The organism is Ancylobacter amanitiformis (assembly GCF_030814815.1).
Taxonomy (GTDB): domain Bacteria; phylum Pseudomonadota; class Alphaproteobacteria; order Rhizobiales; family Xanthobacteraceae; genus Ancylobacter; species Ancylobacter amanitiformis.
Genome location: NZ_JAUSVR010000001.1, coordinates 308,386 through 330,040 on the forward strand (window position 1 = coordinate 308,386; position 21,655 = coordinate 330,040).

General features: G+C 68.8%; 12 protein-coding genes. 6 read left to right on the forward strand and 6 right to left on the reverse strand.

Annotation, left to right across the window (positions count from 1 at the left end):
• The first annotated feature begins 229 nt into the window (after positions 1 to 229).
• A complete protein-coding gene (locus QOZ99_RS01410; RefSeq protein ID WP_306888089.1) occupies positions 230 to 787 on the forward strand; it encodes a MarR family winged helix-turn-helix transcriptional regulator in 558 nt (185 codons plus the stop codon).
• Positions 788 to 1,094: 307 nt separating this feature from the next.
• Here the strand turns inward: QOZ99_RS01410 and QOZ99_RS01415 are convergent, their stop codons facing one another.
• The 3 genes from QOZ99_RS01415 to cckA all read right to left on the reverse strand — a co-directional run bounded on the left by QOZ99_RS01415 (position 1,095) and on the right by cckA (position 7,036).
• Complete coding sequence (locus QOZ99_RS01415; RefSeq protein ID WP_306888090.1) at positions 1,095 to 2,723, reverse strand: alpha-D-glucose phosphate-specific phosphoglucomutase; 1,629 nt, start codon at positions 2,721 to 2,723, stop codon at positions 1,095 to 1,097.
• A gap of 123 nt (positions 2,724 to 2,846) precedes the next feature.
• Positions 2,847 to 4,490, reverse strand: a complete 1,644-nt coding sequence (gene pgi, locus QOZ99_RS01420; protein ID WP_306888091.1) for a glucose-6-phosphate isomerase — start codon at positions 4,488 to 4,490, stop codon at positions 2,847 to 2,849.
• A gap of 32 nt (positions 4,491 to 4,522) precedes the next feature.
• Positions 4,523 to 7,036 (reverse strand): cell cycle histidine kinase CckA, encoded by a 2,514-nt coding sequence (cckA, locus tag QOZ99_RS01425; protein ID WP_306888427.1) that lies wholly within the window; start codon positions 7,034 to 7,036, stop codon positions 4,523 to 4,525.
• A 482-nt stretch (positions 7,037 to 7,518) separates the two neighbouring features.
• Here cckA and QOZ99_RS01430 point away from each other — a divergent pair, with 482 nt between their 5' ends.
• Entirely contained in the window at positions 7,519 to 8,517 is a 999-nt protein-coding gene (locus QOZ99_RS01430; RefSeq protein ID WP_306888092.1) for a hypothetical protein, read from the forward strand.
• Positions 8,518 to 9,097: 580 nt separating this feature from the next.
• Here the strand turns inward: QOZ99_RS01430 and dksA are convergent.
• Both dksA and QOZ99_RS01440 read right to left on the reverse strand, forming a co-directional pair.
• On the reverse strand, positions 9,098 to 9,514 hold the full coding sequence (gene dksA / locus QOZ99_RS01435; protein WP_183191015.1) for an RNA polymerase-binding protein DksA: 417 nt from the start codon (positions 9,512 to 9,514) through the stop codon (positions 9,098 to 9,100).
• Positions 9,515 to 9,763: 249 nt separating this feature from the next.
• Positions 9,764 to 10,630: a MipA/OmpV family protein gene (locus QOZ99_RS01440; protein WP_306888093.1), complete on the reverse strand. Its 867-nt coding sequence runs from the start codon at positions 10,628 to 10,630 to the stop codon at positions 9,764 to 9,766.
• A 202-nt stretch (positions 10,631 to 10,832) separates the two neighbouring features.
• Between QOZ99_RS01440 and QOZ99_RS01445 the strand changes: the two genes are divergently transcribed.
• The 3 genes from QOZ99_RS01445 to QOZ99_RS01455 all read left to right on the forward strand — a co-directional run bounded on the left by QOZ99_RS01445 (position 10,833) and on the right by QOZ99_RS01455 (position 13,998).
• On the forward strand, positions 10,833 to 11,345 hold the full coding sequence (locus QOZ99_RS01445; protein ID WP_306888094.1) for a SixA phosphatase family protein: 513 nt from the start codon (positions 10,833 to 10,835) through the stop codon (positions 11,343 to 11,345).
• 63 nt (positions 11,346 to 11,408) lie between these two features.
• Positions 11,409 to 12,872, forward strand: a complete 1,464-nt coding sequence (locus tag QOZ99_RS01450) for a YcjX family GTP-binding protein (protein WP_306888096.1) — start codon at positions 11,409 to 11,411, stop codon at positions 12,870 to 12,872.
• Between the two features lie 67 nt (positions 12,873 to 12,939).
• Positions 12,940 to 13,998, forward strand: coding sequence for a YcjF family protein (locus QOZ99_RS01455; RefSeq protein WP_306888098.1), 1,059 nt, complete (start codon positions 12,940 to 12,942; stop codon positions 13,996 to 13,998).
• 166 nt (positions 13,999 to 14,164) lie between these two features.
• Here QOZ99_RS01455 and QOZ99_RS01460 read toward each other — a convergent pair whose 3' ends face one another.
• A complete protein-coding gene (locus QOZ99_RS01460) occupies positions 14,165 to 14,485 on the reverse strand; it encodes a 2Fe-2S iron-sulfur cluster-binding protein (protein ID WP_306888099.1) in 321 nt (106 codons plus the stop codon).
• A 390-nt stretch (positions 14,486 to 14,875) separates the two neighbouring features.
• Here QOZ99_RS01460 and QOZ99_RS01465 point away from each other — a divergent pair, with 390 nt between their 5' ends.
• Entirely contained in the window at positions 14,876 to 21,271 is a 6,396-nt protein-coding gene (locus tag QOZ99_RS01465) for an apolipoprotein A-IV repeat region-like domain-containing protein (RefSeq protein ID WP_306888100.1), read from the forward strand.
• Positions 21,272 to 21,655: the final 384 nt, after the last annotated feature.

The following is a 21,655-nucleotide window of genomic DNA, read 5'->3' on the forward strand; positions in this document are numbered from 1 at the left end:
TTTGCGAAGACCACATCGGCGACAAAGTCAAGGCTTCGCCCTACGCTGCCGGAAGCAGCAACAGAAAGGTATCCGGAAACGGACTGTTTCCGTTTTATTCGCCAAAACTTTAGAGCTGAACGAAAATCGCCTTCTTCTGGAGGCATGTGTAGCATAATAAACTATGAATCGAGTCCGGACGTTCGCGGCCGGGCTCGCGCGTTTGTTTGGGGATTAGGGGCATCTGCGCATGGCAAGCAAGCCGGCGACTGAAAATGACGGCGCCGAAAACGGCGAAGGACTGCAGTTACCATCCCTCGCTCCATCAACGAACGAGGCTAACGCGGAACAGGTCATCACTCATCTGGAGATCGCCCGGCTGATCGAGCGAGCGCATCGCCGCTTTCTCGACCTGCTGCGAATCGACCTTGCGCGGTTCGGAATCGACGACATCAGCCCGTCGCAGGTGATGCTGCTGTTCACCATCGGCAGCGACGAACTCTCCGTGCGCGACCTGCTGGAGCGCGGGCACTATCTCGGCTCCAATGCGTCGTACAATCTCAAGCAGCTTGTGGAGGCGGACTATGTGCACCGCTCGCCCTCGCTGCGCGATCGGCGCTCCGCCCGCCTGCGGCTGACGCCCAAGGCCGTGCAACTATGCGACGCCATCCGCTCGGTGCATGAGCAGGGCACGCGCACCGGCTCGCGTGACGAACCCGACGCTCAGGACATGTCGGTGACCTACAGCGTGTTGCGCCGGCTTGAAATCCTCTGGACCGGCATGCTGCGCTACGGCGAGAATGGCTAGTTGACGGAACGTACCGCCCGCGTGCCGGGCGGTACGGAAGGTGCCCAACCCATCCAGAGACCCCCAGCATCCAGAGACCGCGGCATCCAGAGACCGCCGAGCGAGGACAGCGCGACTTCCGGCCGGAGGTCGCGCTGTTTGCCTATGAGGCGTTTCGTCCGGGCGTATTCGTCTCCATTCTGGCCACCGCAGCCGGCCAGAATACCCGGCGCGGCCTGAAGGCGGGCAGCCGTCGCCCCCGGTGCCGGCGAGCGGAGCACCGCCCCGCTTTTTCAACACCCGCACGCCCAGCGCCCGATTCGGCCGATCAGGTAATGACGCTCGGCTCGCGGCGGCCGGTACGGCCCTCGATATCCGGCAGCGAGCGGGCAATGGCGATCAGATCAGCCAGCGCCGCCTGCGTATCAAGGGCGTGCCGCGCCGCATCCGGCTCGAAACGCTCGATATAGACCCGCAGCGTCGCCCCGGCCGTGCCGGTGCCCGACAGGCGGTAGACGATGCGCGAGCCATCGGTGAAGAACACCCGCAGCCCCTGCTTCGTCGTCACCGAGCCGTCGACCGGGTCATGATAGGCGAAATCATCCGCCTTCTCCACGGTGAGCCCATTGAGGACGCTGCCGGACAGCGTGTCGAGCCGGGCGCGCAGGTCCGCGACCAGCCCCTCCGCCGCGCCGGCATCCACTTCCTCATAATCGTGCCGCGTATAGTAGTTGCGCCCATAGGTGGCCCAATGATCGGCGACGATGGCGGCGACGCTCTGCCGGCGGACGGCGAGAATGTTGAGCCACATCAGCACGGCCCACAGGCCGTCCTTCTCGCGCACATGGCTGGAACCGGTGCCGAAGCTCTCCTCGCCGCACACCGTGGCGAGCCCGGCATCGAGCAAATTGCCGAAGAACTTCCACCCTGTCGGCGTCTCGTAGCAGGTGATTCCCAGCTTGGCGGCGACGCGGTCCGCCGCGCCGCTGGTCGGCATGGAGCGGGCGATGCCGGCAATGCCCGCCGCATAGCCCGGCGCCAGATGCGCGTTGGCGGCAATGATCGCGAGCGAATCGGACGGTGTGAGATAAAGGCCGCGGCCGACGATCATGTTGCGGTCGCCATCGCCATCCGAGGCCGCGCCGAGGTCGGGGGCGTGGTCGGACATCAGCAGATCATAGAGATCCTTGGCGTGGACCAGGTTCGGGTCGGGATGGTGCCCGCCGAAATCGGGCAGCGGCTGGCCATGCACCACCGTGCCGGGCGCGGCGCCCAGCGTCTCCTCCAGGATCGCCCGCGCATAGGGGCCCGTCACCGCGCTCATCGCATCGAAGCGCATGGTGAAGCCAGTGCCGAACAGGTCGCGGATCGCGTCGAAGTCGAACAGCGCCCCCATCAGTTCGGCATAGTCCTCGACCGGGTCGATCACGTCGACCACCATGTCCTCGACCCGCGTGATGCCCTGGATGTCGAGATCGACATCGGGCGCGTCGGAGATGCGGTATTGCGTGATCGCCTGCGAGCGGGCGAAGATGGCGTCGGTCACGGGCTCGGGCGCGGGGCCGCCATTGCCGATATTGTACTTGATGCCGAAATCGCCGTGCTCGCCACCCGGATTGTGGCTGGCCGAGAGGATGATGCCGCCGAAGGCCTCGTGCTTGCGGATCACGGCGGAGGCGGCCGGCGTCGAGAGAATGCCGCCCTGCCCCACCAGCACCCGGCCGAAGCCGGCGGCGGCGGCGATCTTGATCACCGTCTGGATCGCCTCGCGGTTGAAATAGCGCCCGTCGCCACCCACCACCAGCGTCTCGCCCTCGAACTCCTTCAGGCTGTCGAACAGCGACTGCACGAAGTTCTCGACATAATGCGGCTGCTGGAAGACCTGCACCTTCTTGCGCAGGCCCGACGTGCCGGGCTTCTGGCCGTCGAAGGGCGTGGTGGCGACGACGCGGATCATGTTACCCCCGATACTTTCTGAAACTCATCCCGGACAGTCGCAGGCCGAGCCGGGATCGCACATGGAATGGGCGAGCGATCCCGGCCTGCCGGCAGCGCCGGCATCCGGGATGACGGCGCGGGACTATTGGCCGACGAGATGATGCAGCAGCCCGGCGGCCGAGGCCGAGAGGGAGGCTGGCGCCTGCCCGCTCTCCACCGCCGGCAGCAGCGTGCTGGCGAGTTCCTTGCCGAGCTCGACGCCCCACTGATCGAAGCTGTTGATGTTCCAGATCGCGCCTTCGACGAAGACGCGATGCTCATAGAGCGCGATCAGCCGGCCGAGCGTATAGGGATCCAGCTTGTCATAGGCGATGGTGACGGAGGGCCGGCTGCCGGTGAACACGCGATGCGGCGCGATCTTTGCCGCCGCGTCCTTGTCGCGGCCGGCGGCAAGAAGCTGCGCCGTCGCCTCCTCCAGCGTGCGCCCGCGCATCAGCGCCTCGGACTGCGCGAGGCAGTTGGCGATGAGCATGGCGTGCTGGCGCTTCAGCCCCGGCCATTCATCCTCGCCATGGCCCCGCGCGGCGATGAGGAACTCCACCGGGATCGGACTGGTGCCCTGGTGGATCAGCTGGAAGAAGGCATGCTGGCCATTGGTGCCGGGCTCGCCCCACACGACCGGACCGGTGTCGTGCGCCACCGTCTCGCCGTCCAGCGTCACATGCTTGCCGTTGCTCTCCATGTCGAGCTGCTGGAGATAGGCCGGCAGGCGGGCGAGGTGCTGGTCATAGGGAATAACCGCCCGCGTGGCGTAGCCGCACACGTCGCGGTGCCAGATGCCGACGAGGGCCAGCAGGACAGGGAGGTTCTTTTCCAGCGGCGCGGTGCGGAAATGCTCGTCCAGCGCATGGCCGCCATCGAGGAAGCGCGCGAAATTCGCCGCTCCCACCGCGATCATGACCGGCAGGCCGATGGCCGACCACACGGAATAACGCCCGCCGACCCAGTCCCAGAAGCCGAACACGCGGTCCGGCGCGATGCCGAAGGCCGCCACCTTGTCGAGCGCGGTGGACACCGCCGCGAAGTGGTTGGACACCGCCGCCTCGCCCAGCGCCTCGACGATCCACTGCCGGGCGCTGGCGGCATTCGCCATCGTCTCCTGCGTGGTGAAGGTCTTGGACGCCACGATGAACAGCGTCGAGGCCGGGTCGAGCGGCTTCACCGTATCGAACAGATGGGCGCCGTCGACATTCGAGACGTAATGCGCGCGCGGCCCGTCATGATAGGGCGAGAGCGCGATGGTGGCCATGACGGGACCGAGATCCGAGCCGCCAATGCCGATATTCACCACATCGGTGATCGGCTTGCCGGTCCAGCCCGTCAGCACGCCGGAGCGGATGCCGTCGGTGAACACGGCCATGTCGGCCAGCACCTTCGCCACGTCGGCGCGCACGTCCTGCCCGTCGATCGTGAAGGGCGTCGCGCTGCGATCGCGCAGCGCCGTGTGCAGCACGGCCCGGTCCTCGGTGATGTTGATATGCTCGCCCGCGAACATTGCCGCGCGCTTTTCCTCGACACCCGCGGTGCGGGCGAGGTCAAGCAGCAGGCCGAGCGTCGCCGGGGTCAGCGAGCACTTGGAGACATCCAGCAGCATGTCCTCGAAAGTGGCGGAAAAGGCCGCGAAACGGCCCGGATCGGCGGCGAAGAGCTGCGCCACCTTTTCCCCGCTCCGCGCCGCGCGGTCATTGGCCAGAGCCTTGAAGACGTCCTCGATCGCTGCGCCCATCCGTCTCTCCAAACGTCGATGAGGGCCCGAGCCTACTCGCTCCGGCCCATGCTTTTCTTAACGGCCTCGATCAGCTGCTTGAGCGTGAACGGTTTCGGCAGGAAGCCGAAATCGGCACCCTCTGGCAGATTCTTCGCGAAGGCTTCCTCGGCATAGCCCGACATGAATATCACCTTGATGTCGGGTCGGGTGCGGCTCAATTCCCGCAGCAGCGTCGGCCCGTCCATTTCCGGCATCACCACATCGGACAGCACCAGGTCGACCGCCCCGCCATGCTTGGCCAGAACCTCCAGCGCCTCCACGCCGGAGGCCGCCTCCAGCACCTGATAGCCGCGAGAGGCGAGGGCGCGCGCCGCGAAGGCCCGCACCGCATCCTCGTCCTCCACCAGCAGCAGCGTGCCGCGCCCGGTGAGATCCGCGCTCTTGGGCTGCGGCTCCGGCTCGACCACTTTCGGCGCAAGTTCGAGCATATCGGGCACGTGGCGCGGCAGGAACACGCGGAACACCGAGCCGCGGCCGACCTCGCTCTCCACCTGCAGCGTGCCGCCGGTCTGCTTGACGATGCCGTAGACCGTGGAGAGGCCGAGCCCGGTGCCCTTGCCGACTTCCTTGGTCGAGAAGAACGGCTCGAAGATCTTGTCGATAATGCCGGGCGGAATGCCGGTGCCGTTATCGGCCACTTCCACCAGCACATGGTCGGCGGGCGGCAGGCCGGCCTCGGCATAGCGGGCGGCATCCACGGCCGGCACGTTGGCGGTGCGAATGGTGAGCGCCCCGCCCTCCGGCATCGCGTCACGCGCATTGACCGCGAGATTGATGATGACCTGCTCGAACTGGTTGAGGTCCGCCTTGACCGGCCAGAGATCGCGCCCTTCCTTCACCTCCAGCTTGATCGTCTCGCCCAGCAGCCGGCGCAGCAGCATGGACAGGTCGCTCATCACCTCGCCGAGGCTGAGCACCTGCGGCCGCAGCGTCTGCCGGCGCGAGAAGGCGAGCAGCTGGCGCACCAGCCCGGCGGCGCGGTTGGCGTTCTGCTTGATCTGCATCACATCCTGGAAGGACGGGTCGGTGGGCCGCGAATTGGCCAGCAGCAGGTCGGAATAGCCGATAATGGCGGTGAGCACGTTGTTGAAATCATGCGCCACGCCGCCCGCCAGCTGGCCGACCGCCTGCATTTTCTGCGACTGGGCGAACTGCGCCTCCAGCGCCCGCTGTTCGGTCGTGTCGATGGCGTAGACGATCGCCGCCTCGCTGCCGGATTCGCCGTCCTGCACCGGGGAAAGATAGAAGCGCACCGAACGGCCGCCCTCGCGCCCGTCCGTCGTGTCCACCGGCGCCTCCGGGGCGAGGCCGGTGACGGCGCTGGCGACGGCGGCTTCCAGCGCGGCGCGCGAGGCACCCGTCACCACATCGGCGATCCGCCGCCGCTCGCCCTCGCGCCCGCCGAAATGGCGCGCGAACTCGGCATTGGCGCGCACGATGCGGCCCTCGCCGTCCACCGTCGCGATGGCGATGGGCGAATTGTGGAAGAAGCGCGCGAAGCGCACCTCGGCCGCGCGCGCCGGGTCCGCCGCATTGTCCTCGCGGGTGCGGCTCACCACCAGCGTGCGCGAGGCGCCCGGCGTGCCGTCGGAGGCGAAGGCGACGCGGTGCCAGATGCGCGCCGGCAGGGTCTGGCCATTGCGGCGCTTGAGGTCGAGGTCGAGCACCTCGGTGCGCACCCCGCCAGGCACCGGCGCGATATTGGTCAACAGCGCCGCCGCCGGTCCCGGCACGAGATCGGCGACGGTGAGCCCGCCCGGCCCGAATTCGGCAAGGTCGTAGCCCAGCCAGTCCACCAGCGTGGCGTTGATATAGTGGATCGCCCCGCCGGCGGCGGAGAAGAAGCCGGCCGGCGCGTGATCGAGATAATCGATGGCGTGCTGCAATTCGAGGAAGGCCGTCTCCTGCCGCTCGCGCTCGCGCGTCAGGTCGCTCATCGTCCACACCGTGGCCTTACCCCCGCGCGGGTCCGCCACGGCCGGGCGGGCGGAGAGCCGGAGCCAGCGCACCGGCTGCCCGGGCACGGCGATGCGCACCTCCTCGGAGAGCGCCTTGCCCTCGCGAATGCCCTGCGACAGCCGATAGACCGCCTCGGAGGCATCGGGATCGCTGGTGAACAGCCGCTCGACCGGCCGCGCCTCCTGCGCCTCGGCGGCGCCGGTGATCTCGCAATAGCGCGGATTGGCGTAGAGCACGCGCCCCAGCGGGTCGACAAGGCTCATGCCCTCGCCGGCGCTGTCGACGATGCGGCGGGCCAGTTCATCGCGCGAATCCGGCGCGCCGAAGCGCAGCAGGCCGGTTGCATAGGCAAACAGCGCGAACACGCCGATCACCGCGAACCCGGTGAGAAGGCCGATGATCCAGGGGTCCGCCTTGCCACGCCCGAGCACCAGCAGCGAGGCGACCGCCCCGACCAGCGCCAGCGCGACCACCAGCACCAGCCGAATGCTGCCGCCGATTTCCAGCCGGTTGATCGTGGGATCGTCGGGTCCGCTGTGCGCCATATCCATGCCGGCCGGCTTCGCCCGGCAACGCCGCCTGCGCGGAACGATTCAATTGCCCTTCTTGGTGCCCGAGGCGGAACAGCGGGGCAAGGGGCGATTCGGCCGGCATGCCCGGAAATGCGGGAAGGGCGGGAGGATCGCTCACCCGACCGTCGCGCCCGTGCATCCACGCAATCCCGCCGCGCCCGAACCCCGCGCGTTTCAACATGAACGCCCCGAGCCCGATGCCCATCGCCGGCACGATTGCCGTGCGCCCCTGCCCTGCGCACTTGCCGTGCGCGACCATCCGGGAGACAAAGGAGGGTGGCGGGGAATGCGCGCAGGCGCCCCCGCCGCGTGGAGCGCCGGCGGATCGGCAAAAAGGCCTTCCGCAGGCCGATGGCGTTCCAGGATACTGTGTCGGGCGTAGGGTTTGAGAGCGCTTTTGCGTCGTTCGGCAGGATCTGTCCGGACGGAGAGGGCTCGGGCAGGAGAGCGCGTTGATGTTGGACTCCCTGATGACGGCGAACAGCAATAGCGGGCTGCTGCTGGTGGCCGGCGGCGTGCTGCTGCTCATCCTGCTCGTGGTGCTGCTCGGCCGGCGCAAGCGGCGGCAGGCGCACACGCTGGCGGTGGGCCATCGCCTGGCCATTGTCGATCAGGTTCCCATCGATGAGACCCGCCGTCTGGTGTTGATCCAGCGTGACGACATCCAGCACCTCGTCATTCTGGGCGGTGGCAGCGATTTTCTGGTGGAAAGCGGCATTCCCACCGCCCGCACCCACGCCGCGGCGCGGATCCACGATGCGGCGCATCCGCCCGCGCCGGCTCTTGCCCAGCCGCCCGCCCAGCCGCCCGCCCCGATTCCGGCGATCGCCCCGCTCGATCCGACGCCCGAATTCGCGCGTCCCGCGCCCGTTCGCCCCGCGCCGCCACGGGCCGCCGCCGAGCCGCCCCCCCGTCCGCTCGACATGACGTCGACGCCCCTCGCCCCTGTCCAGGCGACGCCGGCCGCCGCGCGCGCCCCCTCGGGGCCGGACATCGTGCGCCAGCGCGCGACCCCGCAGGCGCGGCCGGAGCCGGCCACGCGTGGCGAGCCGGCCCTGGAGCCCCCTCCGCCCCCGCCGCCGTCCGATCAGGTGGTGCGCGTCGCCATCAAGGTCGATCCCCAGTCGGGCGGCATGGCCGAGCAACTGGAGGAGGCGCTGCGCCGTCCGACCAACCTGCCCAACCCGCTCCGTGGACTGGCCGCGGCCGGAGCTGCGGCCGCGCCAGCGACACCAGCGCGCGCGGCGCCTGAAATCCCGCCAATAACGGCCGGGCCGGAGGGCGATGTCGCGCCGATTCCGGAAGTGCTGCCGCCGGCGGCTGCCGGCCCGTCGGAAAGCCGCACGCCCGAGGTATTGTCCCCCTCGGCGATCGACCGCCCGGCCGGCCCGATCGATGATTCGTTCGAAGCCGAGATGGCCAGTCTCCTCGGCCGCGCCCGTCGCGGCACCTGAGGCGTCGGCGCTCTCGACTGACGGTGCGGGGACGGAGGCGATCCGCCCCGCCTCCGCCAGCCGCGCCCCACCCGCGCGATGCCGGCTTGCGCCACCGACCGGAAACACTCGACGCGGACCACTCAACACGGGCACTCGACGCGGACCACTCGGCCCGAGCCGCCCCAGCGGCGAAAAGAGCCCCCACGAGCGGATGGCGGGGACCAGTTGCCCGCCCGACCCGCCCGCCGCACCCGCCTGGCGATCGCCATCAGTCTTCCCGGCCGTGCCTGCGCCACGTCGCGCGCGCCAAGAAACCAACGCGCCCCGGGGAATAGCCGGCCGACCGACCGCCGCCGATTGGCGGGGCCACGCGGACCCGTCACACTTGCCCGACGGGCCTGCGGCACCCCGCAAGCATGGGACCTGGCAAAGCATGCGGTCTGGCGAAAATGGGCCCGCCGCATGGACGGACGTTCCGCACCAATGCTCCCCCGCTCCGCCCGCGGCGTTCGTGCAAAGAAAATGGCGGCCCGCTGGAGCGGACCGCCATGTCACTACATCGTCGCTACATCCGCGAGCGCGTGCCGGCCGCACGCTGTCAATCGTCGCGGTAGACCCGCTCGCGCCGCTCGTGCCGCTCCTGCGCCTCGATCGACAGCGTGGCGATCGGGCGGGCTTCGAGGCGCTTGAGCGTGATCGGCTCGCCTGTCTCCTCGCAATAGCCGTAGCTGCCATCGTCGATGCGCTCGAGCGCGGAATCGATCTTCGCGATCAGCTTGCGCTGCCGGTCACGGGCCCGCAATTCGATGGCGCGATCGGTTTCAGACGATGCGCGATCGGCGATATCCGGGTGGTTCTGGTTTTCGTCCTGCAGGTGCTGAAGGGTCTCGCGAGCCTCGCGCAGGATGTCGTCCTTCCAATGCAGCAGCTTCTGGCGGAAATATTCCCGCTGCCGCTCGTTCATGAAAGGCTCGTCCTCGCGGGGGCGATATTCCTGGTCGATCTCTACCGACATCGGCCCTCGTCCTCGTGTTCGGGGGGTACCCGTCTTGGGCGGTGCTTATAGCGTCACCCAAGCCCCCGTACAACATTTCTCGTCGTCATCATCACGACATGAAATGCTGGATTTTTCAGCATCTTGCGCGCCGAAAACGAGCAGAGGAGAGCGGGACGGTGCGCGAGCGCGGATCCATCCATGGCTCCTGCGCCGCACAACCGCAGATGCGCTGCCTTGCGCCTCAACGGCGCGGCAACGCGCCGCGCCTCACTGGAAGCCGAGGAAGAAGGTGTAGGAGAGCGACACGCCGGCCTGGAACTGGTTGCGGTCGCCATTCACCGCGACGATCGGGCTGTCGGCGGCATCGTCGAGGAGATAGGAGTACTCGCCGAACACCGAGCCGGTGATGTTCTGGGTGAAGCGCTTGGAAATCTGCCCGCCGAAGCCGACCGAATAGATGCCGCCGCCCGCCTTGTAGGGCGTGAGATTGTTGCCGAGTTGCTGGGCAATGGCGGCCTCGCCGGCGGTGACGCCGTAATAGGTGTCGATAAAGCCGGAGCTCGCCAGCGTCATGCGCGGACCGGCCGAGAAGGTGGCCCCGCCCAGCGAATCACTGAAGTAGATTCCGTCAGCGGCGAGATTCGCCACCACGCCCTCGAACCCGCCGAAGCCGTACAGCACTTCAGCGCGCAGGCGCATCCAGTCCACCGGATACCACTGGCCGTAGCCACCGATCTGGTAGGCGTAGTCAATGTCCTTGAGGCCGCGCAGGTTCACCGAATCAGAGGCGTCGCGCTTCCAGTTCAGCGAACCGACAATACCCAGCTCGACCGGGCCGGTATCCCACAGCGCGATGCTGGGGTTGTCCTTGAAGCTGTTGAACTCGCTCAGCTTGTTGGCCCGCGCGATGCTGAACAGCGGCCGGGCCGCGAACTCGTAATCGTCGGAGCCGTAATAATTGGGCTGGGCGAACATGTACGCGCCGACCGTGACGGTCCATTCCTGGTCGGTCGAGGCCTCGACCGGCGCCTTCGTGGCCATGGACGCGGAGCCCACGTCGGCCGCCTGCGCCGCCACCGAAAAACCGATCAGGCCCGCGATCGTCACAACACTCGATACATTCAGCGATCGCATGGTCCAGACCCCGTGAATTCCCATTGCCCATTTCTTACATGATGATGACGCAACATTGGTTGCCGAAAAGTCACTTTCGTTCAATGCATGCATCCCCCGCGTTCAGATCGCGTGCGCCTCATCGTCCCACCTCGCCGATCTCCGTCCCGCTCACCATATATGGGACGGTGTCCGCCCTCCTCTCCCCGACCGTGAGTGACCGATGCTTCGCCTCCTGCTGCTCCGCCATGCCAAATCCGCCTGGCCCGAGGGTGTCCGCGACCGTGACCGCCCGCTCGCCGCGCGCGGCGAGCGCGGGGCCGCGGCGATGGGTGCCTACATGGCCGAGCAGGGCCTGATTCCCGCCCATGCGCTGGTGTCTCCGGCGCGGCGCACCCTGGAGACCTGGGACATTGCGACGCGGCACTGGCCCGCCCACCAGCCGCCGGCCTTCGAGGACGCGATCTACGAGGCCTCCACCGATGCCCTGCTCGGCGTCATCCGCGGCCAGAGCGCCCGCTCCCCGCTGCTGCTGCTCGGCCACAATCCCGGACTGGAAGGCCTCGCTGCGCTGCTGCTGAAGCGCGCCCATCGGGCCAAGGTGCTGCCGAAATACCCGACCGGGGCCCTCGCCGTGATCGACCTGCCGGTCGAGGACTGGAGCCAGGTGGCGACCGGCGAAGGCACGCTGGAGCGCTTCGTCACGCCCCGCGCGCTCGGCGTCGCCAAGGATTGAGGGCAGCCCTCCACGAGACGCGATGAAAATCTTCGCGGGCTGGAATCACAGAAGGATTTGGCGTTGCCCTCCTGGTACGCGGACCTGATCGACGAGGCCCGGCTCACGGCGCAGACCCTGCTCGACCGGGCCGAGGACCTCGCCAACCCGACGCTTCGCCTCGGCATCACCGGCCTGTCGCGCGCGGGCAAGACGGTGTTCACCACCGCGCTCGTGCATGCGCTGATACGCGGCGGGCGCCTGCCCGTTTTCCGCGCCATGCATGAAGGGCGCATTGCCGGTGCGCGGCTGGAGCCGCAGCCCGACGACGACGTGCCGCGTTTCGACTATGAGGGCCATCTGGCGACGCTGGTCGAGGATCGCCGCTGGCCGGAATCGACCCGGCGCATCAGCGAATTGCGGCTCGCCATCGACTACGCTCCGGCGCGTGGCGGGCGGCGCACGCTCATTCTCGACATTGTCGATTATCCCGGCGAATGGCTGCTGGACCTGCCGCTGCTCGACCAGGACTACGCCGCGTTTGCCAGCGCGAGCCTCGCTCTCGCCCGCGCGCCGGCGCGGCTGCCGCTGGCCGCGCCCTTCCTCGCGGCGCTGGCGGCCACCGATCCGCGCGCGCCGGCGGAGGAGGGCAAGGCGCGCCAGCTTGCCGGGCTTTTCACCGACTATCTCGCCGCCTGCCGCGCCGAGGCGGTGTCGATGAGCCTGCTGCCGCCCGGCCGCTTCCTCATGCCGGGTGATCTCGAGGGTTCGCCCGCTCTCACCTTCGCCCCGCTCGACATTGCCGGTGCCGGGGAGCCCGCGCCCGGCTCGCTGCACGCCATGATGCAGCGCCGCTATGAGGCCTATAAGGACACCATCGTCCGGCCCTTCTTCCGCGACCATTTCGCCCGGCTCGACCGGCAGATCGTGCTGATCGACGTGCTGGCCGCGCTCAATGCCGGGCCGGCCGCGCTGGCCGACCTCGAATCCGCGCTGGACGGCATCCTGCGGGCGTTCCGCATCGGCCGGAACTCATGGCTGTCCGCCCTGTTCCGCCACCGCATCGGCAAGGTGCTGTTCGCCGCCACCAAGGCGGACCACCTGCACCACACCAGCCATGATCCGCTAGAGGCGATCCTGCGCCGCCTGGTGGAGCGGGCATTGTCCCGCGCCGAGGGCGCCGGGGCGGAGATCGACGTCGTCGCGCTGGCCGCCGTGCGCGCCACCCGCGAGGCCATGGTGAAGCGCGGCCGCGCCCATCTGCCGGCCATTGTCGGCGTGCCTGAGGCCGGGCAGCACGGCGCCGATGCATTTGACGGGCTGGCGGAAGCCGCCGTCTTCCCCGGCGACCTGCCGGAAAACCCGGCCGCGCTGTTCGATCCCGAGCTGGGATTCAAGGGCCTGTCGGATGCGGCCGGCGGCGATTTCCGCTTCCTGCGCTTCCGCCCGCCACCCGTCACCCGCAATGGCAAGGGCGAGGCGCTGGCGCTGCCGCACATACGTCTCGATCGCGCGCTGGAATTCCTGCTCGGAGACCGGCTGACATGAGCCCCCCTGTCCCTGTCCCTGTCCCTTTGCCGCTGCCCCCGCGCCGCGCGCCCACACCGGACATGCCATGACCGACCGCACCCCGCGCCGCCCCCAGGCCTTCCGCCTTGACGACCCCGGCGTCGTGCTGGCCGAGGAAGGCCGCGCCGCGCCGCGCGGGGCCATCGTCGTCACTCCCGCGCCCGCGATGCCGGAGGCGGCGGAAGACGTGCCGCTACCCGCGCCACCGCCGCGCAGTTCCTTCTGGGGCAAGCTGTTCTGGGGCGGGCTCGGCGGGCTGGTCAGCCTCGGGCTGGGCCTTGCCGTGTCGAAGCTGATCGAGGACCTGTTCACCCGGGCCGACTGGCTCGGCTATACCGGCCTCGCCTTCGCCGCGGCCCTGGCGGCCGCCACCCTCGCCATACTCGGCCGCGAGATGTTCGGCCTCCTGCGGCTGAATACGCTCAACCGCGTGCGCGAGAAGGCGGCATTGGCGATCCTCAAGGACGACCGCGCCCTCGCCGCCGCGGTGACGCAGGAACTGCTGGCGCTGACCAAATCCTCGCCGCGACTGTTTCGCGCCCGCACCGAGCTGGGCGCCCACCTCGACGCCATCATCGACGGAGCGGATCTGGTGCGGCTGACCGAGCGCCAGTTGATGGCGCCGCTCGACGCGGAGGCGACACGGCTGGTATCCGGCGCGGCCAAGCGCGTCTCGGTCGTCACCGCCGTCTCACCACGCGCGGCCGTGGATCTCATCTTCGTGCTGGTCACGGCCATCGGGCTGGTGCGGCGGCTGGCCGAGCTCTATGGCGGGCGGCCTGGCGCGCTCGGAATGCTGCGGCTGTTCCGGCAGGTTCTGGCCCATCTCGCCGTCACCGGCGGCATGGCGGCGGGCGATTCGCTGATCCAGCAGGTGGTCGGCCATGGCCTCGCCGCCAAGCTCTCCGCCCGGCTCGGCGAGGGCGTGGTGAACGGCCTGCTCACCGCCCGGCTCGGCCTCGCCGCCATCGAGGTGACGCGCCCGCTGCCCTTCGCCGCCCTGCCCGCTCCGGCGCTGAGGGACGTTGCCTCCGGCCTCATCAGCCGTGGCGAGGACGACGAGCCGAAAACGCCGTTGAGACAACCGCCTGCGCCAGGATCGTGACTCAACCTCTGAGATGGCGCGGCGCCCGGGTGGGCCGGTCTGGACCGGTCTGGGCCGAACATGCCGGGCCCGCCGACGGAGAAGATGAGGAAGCTTCTCCGCTCACGCCGGCAACGACCTGACCGGACTCGGCAATCTTCCAGGAGCCGAGGGCTCCGGCGGCGCCTCAGCCCTGATGGGCGGGCGTGCGGACGATCAACCCGTCCAGCGCGTCGCTCACCTTGATCTGGCAGGACAGGCGGGAATTGGGCTTCACCTCGGAGGCGAAGTCGAGCATGTCCTCCTCCATCGGTCCCGGCTCGCCGACCCGCGCCACCCACGCCTCGTCGACATAGACATGGCAGGTCGCGCAGGCACAGGCGCCGCCGCATTCCGCGTCGATGCCCGGCACGCCATTGCGGATCGCCGCTTCCATGACGGTGGCGCCGGCCTGGGCATCCACGGTGCGTTCGGTTCCGGCGGCGTCGATATAGGTGATCCTGGGCATGGCGGCGGCTTCAATGATGTGGAAGGATTACAGGGAGGCGGGAACTAGATAGACAAGGCCGCCCGCGAATGCCAGCGCGGTGCGGCATCTGCCGACGAGAATTCCGCCCCGGTTCAGACTGGCCTCGCCTCCGCCGGCGGCCGACCGAACGATGCGTCAACTGTCACCTAACGGACATGGTGAACAGGTCGTTAACGATATCCTCAATCAATACGTTAACCCCAGTTCCATTTTTCACCCCCAAGAGCGTAGGATAAGAACGCGGTGGGGTGGCGCCTCGAGCGGTTAATCCCTTTGGTGTCCCGGCACGGGATGCGTCAGCCACCCGTGGAACCCCGGCCCGACGGCGCAAGCCGGTCGGAGTAGCGTACGGACCGGAGGCAGGCGCCTATGTCGACGAATACGAAGAAGGTTCACGAGGATCCCACCGAGGCCGCGCTGTCGGCCATCGAGGAGGCTCTGAGCCTTGACTTGACGCACGATGACAGCAACGCCGCTCCGTCCGGGGCCGACGCGTTCGACCTGCCGCCTCCGCGCGAGCCTCAGGCTCCGCGCATCGAGGAGCGGGCGCATGGCGGCTTCGACGAGCCGCTGGACGATGACGCGTCCTTCATCGGCGACAACAAGATAGCGCGCGAAGCGGATTCCGCGCCTCATTTCGACGAGCCCGTCTTCGACCTGCCGCCCGCCATCCCGCCGCCGAGCGTCGCGCCGGCTCATTCTTCCACCGCGCCCCACGCGGATCCAAAGGGCACCCTCGCCCCCGACGTCGTCTCCACGGCGTCCGCAGCCCCCTCCGCCTCCCTCTCCGCCTCCCCTGCCGAGCCGCGCCGCTCCAAGGCCCCGGCCGGCACGCTGCCGCAGAACCGCCGCGCCGCCAATGACGACCGCCAGACCATCGGCCAGTTGCTCGGCGCGCTGCAGCGTCGCCCCTCGCCCACGCCCTATTACCTCGCCGCGATCGGCTCGGGTGCCTGGCTCGGCCTCGGCGGCATGCTCACCTATTTCAATTTCAGCCAGATCGGCCTCAGCAGCGTATCGCCCTCCGCGCTGATGGCGGCGGCCGGCGGCCTCATCCTGCCGCCGATGCTGTTCGGCGTGCTGGCGGCCATGGTCGCGCGCATGCAGGAGATGCGGATCGTCGCCCACTCGATGGCGCAGGTCGCCATCCGTCTGGCCGAGCCGGACCATTCCACGGCCGACGCCGTGGTCAATGTCGGACAGGTCGTGCGCCGCGAGGTTGCCGCGATGGGCGATGGCGTGGAGCGCACCATTGCCCGTGCCGGTGAGCTGGAAGCGCTGGTCCGCACCGAGATTTCCTCGCTCGAACAAGCCTATGAGGAAAACGAGATGCGCATGCGCCATCTCATCGATCGGCTTCAGGCCGAGCGTGAGGTGATCATGTCGCACGCGGATCATATCCGCGAGGCCATCGCCGGCGCGCATTTCTCCTTCTCTTCCGAGGTCGACGGCGTCAGCGACCGTATCGCCAACACCGTTACGGAGGCGGCTGACCGCGTCACCAACACGCTGTCCGACAAGGGCGAGCACATCACCCTGGCGCTCGGCCGCGTGGGCGACACCATCATCGATGCGCTGACCGAGAAGGGCGGCGACCTGATCGACCGCCTGCAGGCCACCGGCACCGACGTCAACACCAACCTGTCGGACGCCAGCAACCACCTCATCACCACCCTCACCTCGCAGACCGAGGAAATCACCCAGCGCCTGTCGGGTGTCACCACCGACCTGACCGAGACGCTGGCGAGCCGCACCGACGAGATCGGCCATCGGCTGCTCAAGACCGCGTCCGATCTGTCGGATGTCGTGACGTCCCGTACCCAGGAGATGGGTGAGCGGCTGACCGCGACCACGCTCAACCTCACCGAGACGCTCTCGGCCCGCTCGAACGAGATCACCGATGCCCTGGTCGGCACCGGCACGCGCCTGGCCGACGAGATCGCCATCCGCGCCGACGAGGTCAACCGCACGCTGAAATCCACCGGCGATTCGCTGGTGCTCGACCTTTCCGCCCGTGGCGGCGAAGTGGTGCGCAAGCTTGAGGAAACCGGCAACCGCGTCGCCGAGACCATTACCGTACGCGGCGACGACCTCGCCTACCGCATCGACGACACCGGCAACCGCATTTACGACACGATCGCGGTGCGTGGCGGCGAACTGGAGCGTCTGCTGGGCGAGACCGGCCAGCGCGTCGTCCACGAATTGTCCCAGGCCGGGGCCGGCGTGCACGACACGCTCGCCGAGGCGGCCGAGCGGCTGTCGCAGGATATCGGCTATCGCAGCACCGCGCTGAGCGAGCAGTTCGCCCATGTCGGCGCGGAAGTCGCGCAATCGATCGCCGCGCGTGGCGTCAAGGTCACGGACCAGTTCCGCGAGACGGCCGAGCAGCTCACCGCCACCCTCGGCAACCGCGCCGAATCCGTGCGCGAGATGCTCAATTCCCGCCTGAAGGCGCTGGACGAGACCATTTCCGTCAATGGCGGCGAACTCGCGAACCGCCTCGCCACCGATGCCAACCTGCTGGGCCGGCAGATTTCCGACGGCCTCAACGATTTCGACAACGTTCTGCAGGTGCAGGGCGGCGATATCGTGCAGCGCATCACCGAGCGCGTCGACGCCATCACCCGCGCGATGCACGACAACATGTCCGGCTTCGACGATCAGGTGACCGCCAAGTCGGAGCAGATCGCCGCCTCGCTCGACCTGCGCATCGCCAATATCGAGGGCGTGCTCGACCGTGGCGTCGAAGGCCTCAACGAGACGCTGGCCGGGCGCACGCAGGAATTCGCCGTCACCATGACCGACGGCGCCCGCCTCGCCACCGAGGCGATGGACAAGTCGCTGGTCGTGCTGGACGGCTTCTTTACCCAGCACGCGCAGAGCGTTACCGCCGACCTGAGCGACCATATCGACCGTGCCGCCCGCGCCCTGACAGACGGCGCGCAGAAGGCCAACGACTCGATGAGCCGCTCTGTCGAGGTTCTCGGCAAGTTCTTCGACGACCGCGCGGCGGGCGTCACCGAGCAACTCTCCGAACGGCTGGAACATGCCGACCGCGCGCTTGCCTCCCGCGCGCTGGAGATCGCCGAGATTCTCGACCAGCGGGTGAACCGCTTCGAGGAGACGGTGGTTGGGCGGATGGATCGCGTCGCCGCCGCCGTCGAAGTCCGTGGCGGTGCGCTGGCCGACCTCATCGGTGAGCGCATCGGTGCCGTCGCCGGCCAGCTGCGCAGCGAAGCCGGCGAGATCGAGCACTCGCTCACCTCGCTGGCCGACAATGTCAGCCGCACGCTGGCCGACCGGGCGGACGAAGTGACCGTGCTGTTCGACGCCCGCACCGAGGAACTGGCGCGGATGTTCGACGAGCGCGGCAACGGGCTGGTTTCTGCCCTGGAAGACCGCAGCGTCGGCATCACCGCCGAACTGTCGCGCACCAGCGCCAGCCTGCTCGCCTCCATCGACGATCACCGCGACAGCCTGGTCCGTGCCATCGACAATACCCGGGCCGGCGCCGTGGAGGATGTTCTGCGTGCCAGCGAGGACCTGCTCCATACGCTGACCTCGCGCACGGATGCGATCGTCTCCGCCTTCGAGCAGTCGACCAGCGGGCGCGCCGAGCAGATCATGCAGATCAGCGACGAGGTGCTGAACGGCGTCGAGCAGCGCACGAGCGGCATGCTGGAAGCCTTCCAGCGCTCCAGCCAGAGCACGGCCGGCGAGATGGCGCGCGTCAGCGACGACCTTCTGGCCAACCTCAACAACCAGAGTGGCGATGTGGTCACCGCGCTGCAGCAGCTCAGCACGCAGGTGACGGGCGAGATCGCCCGCGCCGGTGACGCCCTGCTCGGCGAGTTCGACGGGCGCGGTTCCAATCTGGTCGAGACGGTCCGCCATGTCAGCGGGCAGGTGGTGGAGGAAATCTCCCGCGCCAGCGACGCGCTGGTCGCCGAGTTCGACGGCCGCGGCTCGCGCCTGGTCGATACGGTGCGGCACACCGGGGATGTGACGTCCGCCGAATTCACCCGGCTCACCGAGGATTTCGTCCGCACGCTCGACGAGCGCGGCTCGACGCTGATCGACGCCGCCCGCCAGACCGCCGAATATGCCTCCACGGAACTGTTGCGCGTCGGCGAGGAGTTCATCGGGACGCTTGAAGGCCGCGGCGGCAACATGGTCGACGCCGCCCGCCAGACGACCGAATTCGCCTCCACCGAATTGTCGCGCCTGACGCAGGAATTCGTCGGCTCCATCGAAGGTCGCGGCAGCGACATCGTCAATGCGGCACGCGAAAGCGCCGAACTCACCTCGGGCGAGATGTCGCGGCTCACCGAGGAGTTCGTCGGCACGCTGGAAGTCCGTGGCGGCAGCATCATCGACGCCGCCCGTCAGACCGCCGACTACACCTCCACCGAGCTCTCCCGCCTCACGCAGGAGTTCATCGGCGCGCTCGACGGGCGCGGCAGCAGCATTGTCGACGCCGCCCGCGAATCCGCCGAAATCACCGCCAGCGAGCTCGCGCGGCTCACCGAGGAATTCGTCGGCACGCTGGAAGGCCGCGGCGGCAATATTGTCGACGCCGCCCGCCAGACCGCCGAGTTCACCTCGAGCGAGCTGACCCGCCTCACCCAGGAGTTCATCACCGCGCTTGATGGACGCGGTGGCAGCATCGTCGATGCCGCCCGCGAATCCGCCGAACTTACCGCGGGCGAGCTGACCCGGCTCGCGCAGGAATTCGTCGGCGCTCTCGAAGGGCGTGGCAGCACCATCGTCGACGCCGCCCGCGAATCCGCCGAGCTTACCGCGGGCGAACTCAACCGCCTCACCCAGGAATTCGTCGACACGCTCGAAGGACGGAGCGGCAACATTGTCGATGCGGCGCGGCAGACGACCGAGTTCGCCTCGACGGAATTGTCCCGCCTCACGGACGACTTCGTGCAGGCGCTGGACGGGCGCGGTGCCGGGCTCATCGACTCGATCGCCGAGAGCGGCCGTGGCGCGGCGGCGGAAATCGCCGCCACCAACGAGGCCCTGCAAGGCGACGTCGCTACCCTGCTGGAACGCCTGGGCGACATGAACGTCCAGCTGCAGGACGTGCTGTCCGGCTCTTCCGCCAATCTCGGCGCGATCGAGCAGGCCATCAGCGATCGCCTCGCCGCCTTTGACGGGCTGGTGGAGAATGTCGAGCAGGCCGGCCGCCTCGCCTCCAGCCACATGGACGAGCAGATCCGCGAGCTGCGCACCGTTTCGACCAGCGTGCTGCAGGATGTGACCTCGCTCGGCCAGAGCTTCGGCGAGCAGGCTGGCATCATCAGCAGCGTCGCCACGGCACTGGGTGCGGCGCACGAGAATCTCGACGAGACGCTCGGCGGTCGCCACGAGGAACTGCTGGCGCTCACCGAGCAGATCGGCAGCCGCACGACCGAGCTGGACACCCGACTGGCGCAGTATACCCAGTCGCTGCAGCAGACGCTCGACACGGCGGAACAGCGCGCGAGCGAGCTGTCGCGTTCGATCCTCGACACGGCCAACCAGTCGGCCGAGACGATCATCACCCAGCAGGAAAAGATCCGCGTCGCGACCGAGGAAGGCCGCGAGCAGACGCTGGCCATGCTGCGCGACACGTATGAGCAGGCGGTCCGCGAAGTGAACGCCCTCATGGGCGAGGCCAACAAAGGTCTCGTGGGCACTGCGCAGGAACTGCGCAGCTCGGTGGCCGACATCAAGACGATGCTCGACACCACCCGCGAGGAACTGCGCCGCGGCGTCATGGAACTGCCCGAGGAGGCCGAGGCGAATGCCGCGGTCATGCGTCGGACCATCGCCGACCAGATCAAGGCGCTGGCCGAACTGAACGAGATCGTCGGTCGCCACGGCCGCGCCCTGGACGTCGATGCCGGCACCCGCAGCCGCGCGGCGGCCGCTCCCGCGGCCCAGCCGGCCGCTCCCGCCCCGGTCGCTGCCGCCCCGGCCGCGGCGGTAGCGACCGATGCCCTCGCCGCGCCGGAATCGGAGACTTCCGACGAGGTCGCGCCGGTTCAGTCCGTCGCTACGCGGCCCGCGAGCAGCCCGTCGCAGCGCACCGAGTTCGCGCGTCCTGGCCTCGCGCCGCGCCGCGAGCCGGTTCGCACCGAGCCGTCGCGCATTCCCGCCGCGCCGCGTCAGGAGATTCCCCGCTACGAGCCGCGTGCGGCGGGCACCGCCCGTCCGGCCGCCAGCACCACGCCGTCAACCTCCGCCTCGCCCCCGGCTGCTCGCCGCGAGACGACGCCTCCCGCCCCGCGCAATGGCAATGGGCAGGAAGGCCAGGGGGGCTGGCTCACCGACCTGCTGGCGCGCGCCGACAGCGAGGCGCCCGCTCCCGGCACACCGCGGGCCCGCACGGCGGCCAGCCGGCCGACACAGCCCGAGCGCCCGGTTCACCACGCGATCGAATCGCTCGACTCGCTCTCGGTGGACATCGCCCGGATGATCGACCACGAAGCCGCGGTCGAGCTGTGGGATCGCTACAAGCGCGGCGAGCGCAACGTGTTCACGCGCCGCCTCTACACGATGCAGGGCCAGCAGACCTTCGAGGAAATCCGCCGCAAGTACCGGCGCGATCTCGAATTCCGCGACACGGTGGACCGCTACATCACCGAATTCGAGCGGCTGCTGGAGCAGGTGGGACGCGACGAGCGCGGCCAGGCCATGACCAACACCTACCTGACCTCGGACACCGGCAAGGTCTACACGCTGCTCGCCCACGCGGCCGGCCGCCTCGACTGACCGACCAGGCCGCACTCAACGCGGCATGAGAAAGATTTCGCATCGGGCGCCCCAGTGGCGCCCGTTTGCTTTTGCGCGCCAACAGCCTGTTGGACGAATCCTTCGGAGGATTGTCAGCCCGGGGGAAGCCGGACCCGAGTGGGGATCGTCCAGCATGGTACGGTCACGACCTCGCACATGGCCTTCGGCCTCTCCGGCGGGTGCGGCTGAGACAGTTTCCAAACGGGCGCGGGCGGGGGACCGTCCGATCATTGGCGCAAGGCGGCGCGACCGTGCCGTAGCGAGCGGGCCCATGTCCCGGCCGCACCGAGGCAGCGCCTTGGTACCGCTCACCACCTGCGAGCCGTGACAGCGGCGCCGCGCCCGCGGCCAGCGGCCTCCGCC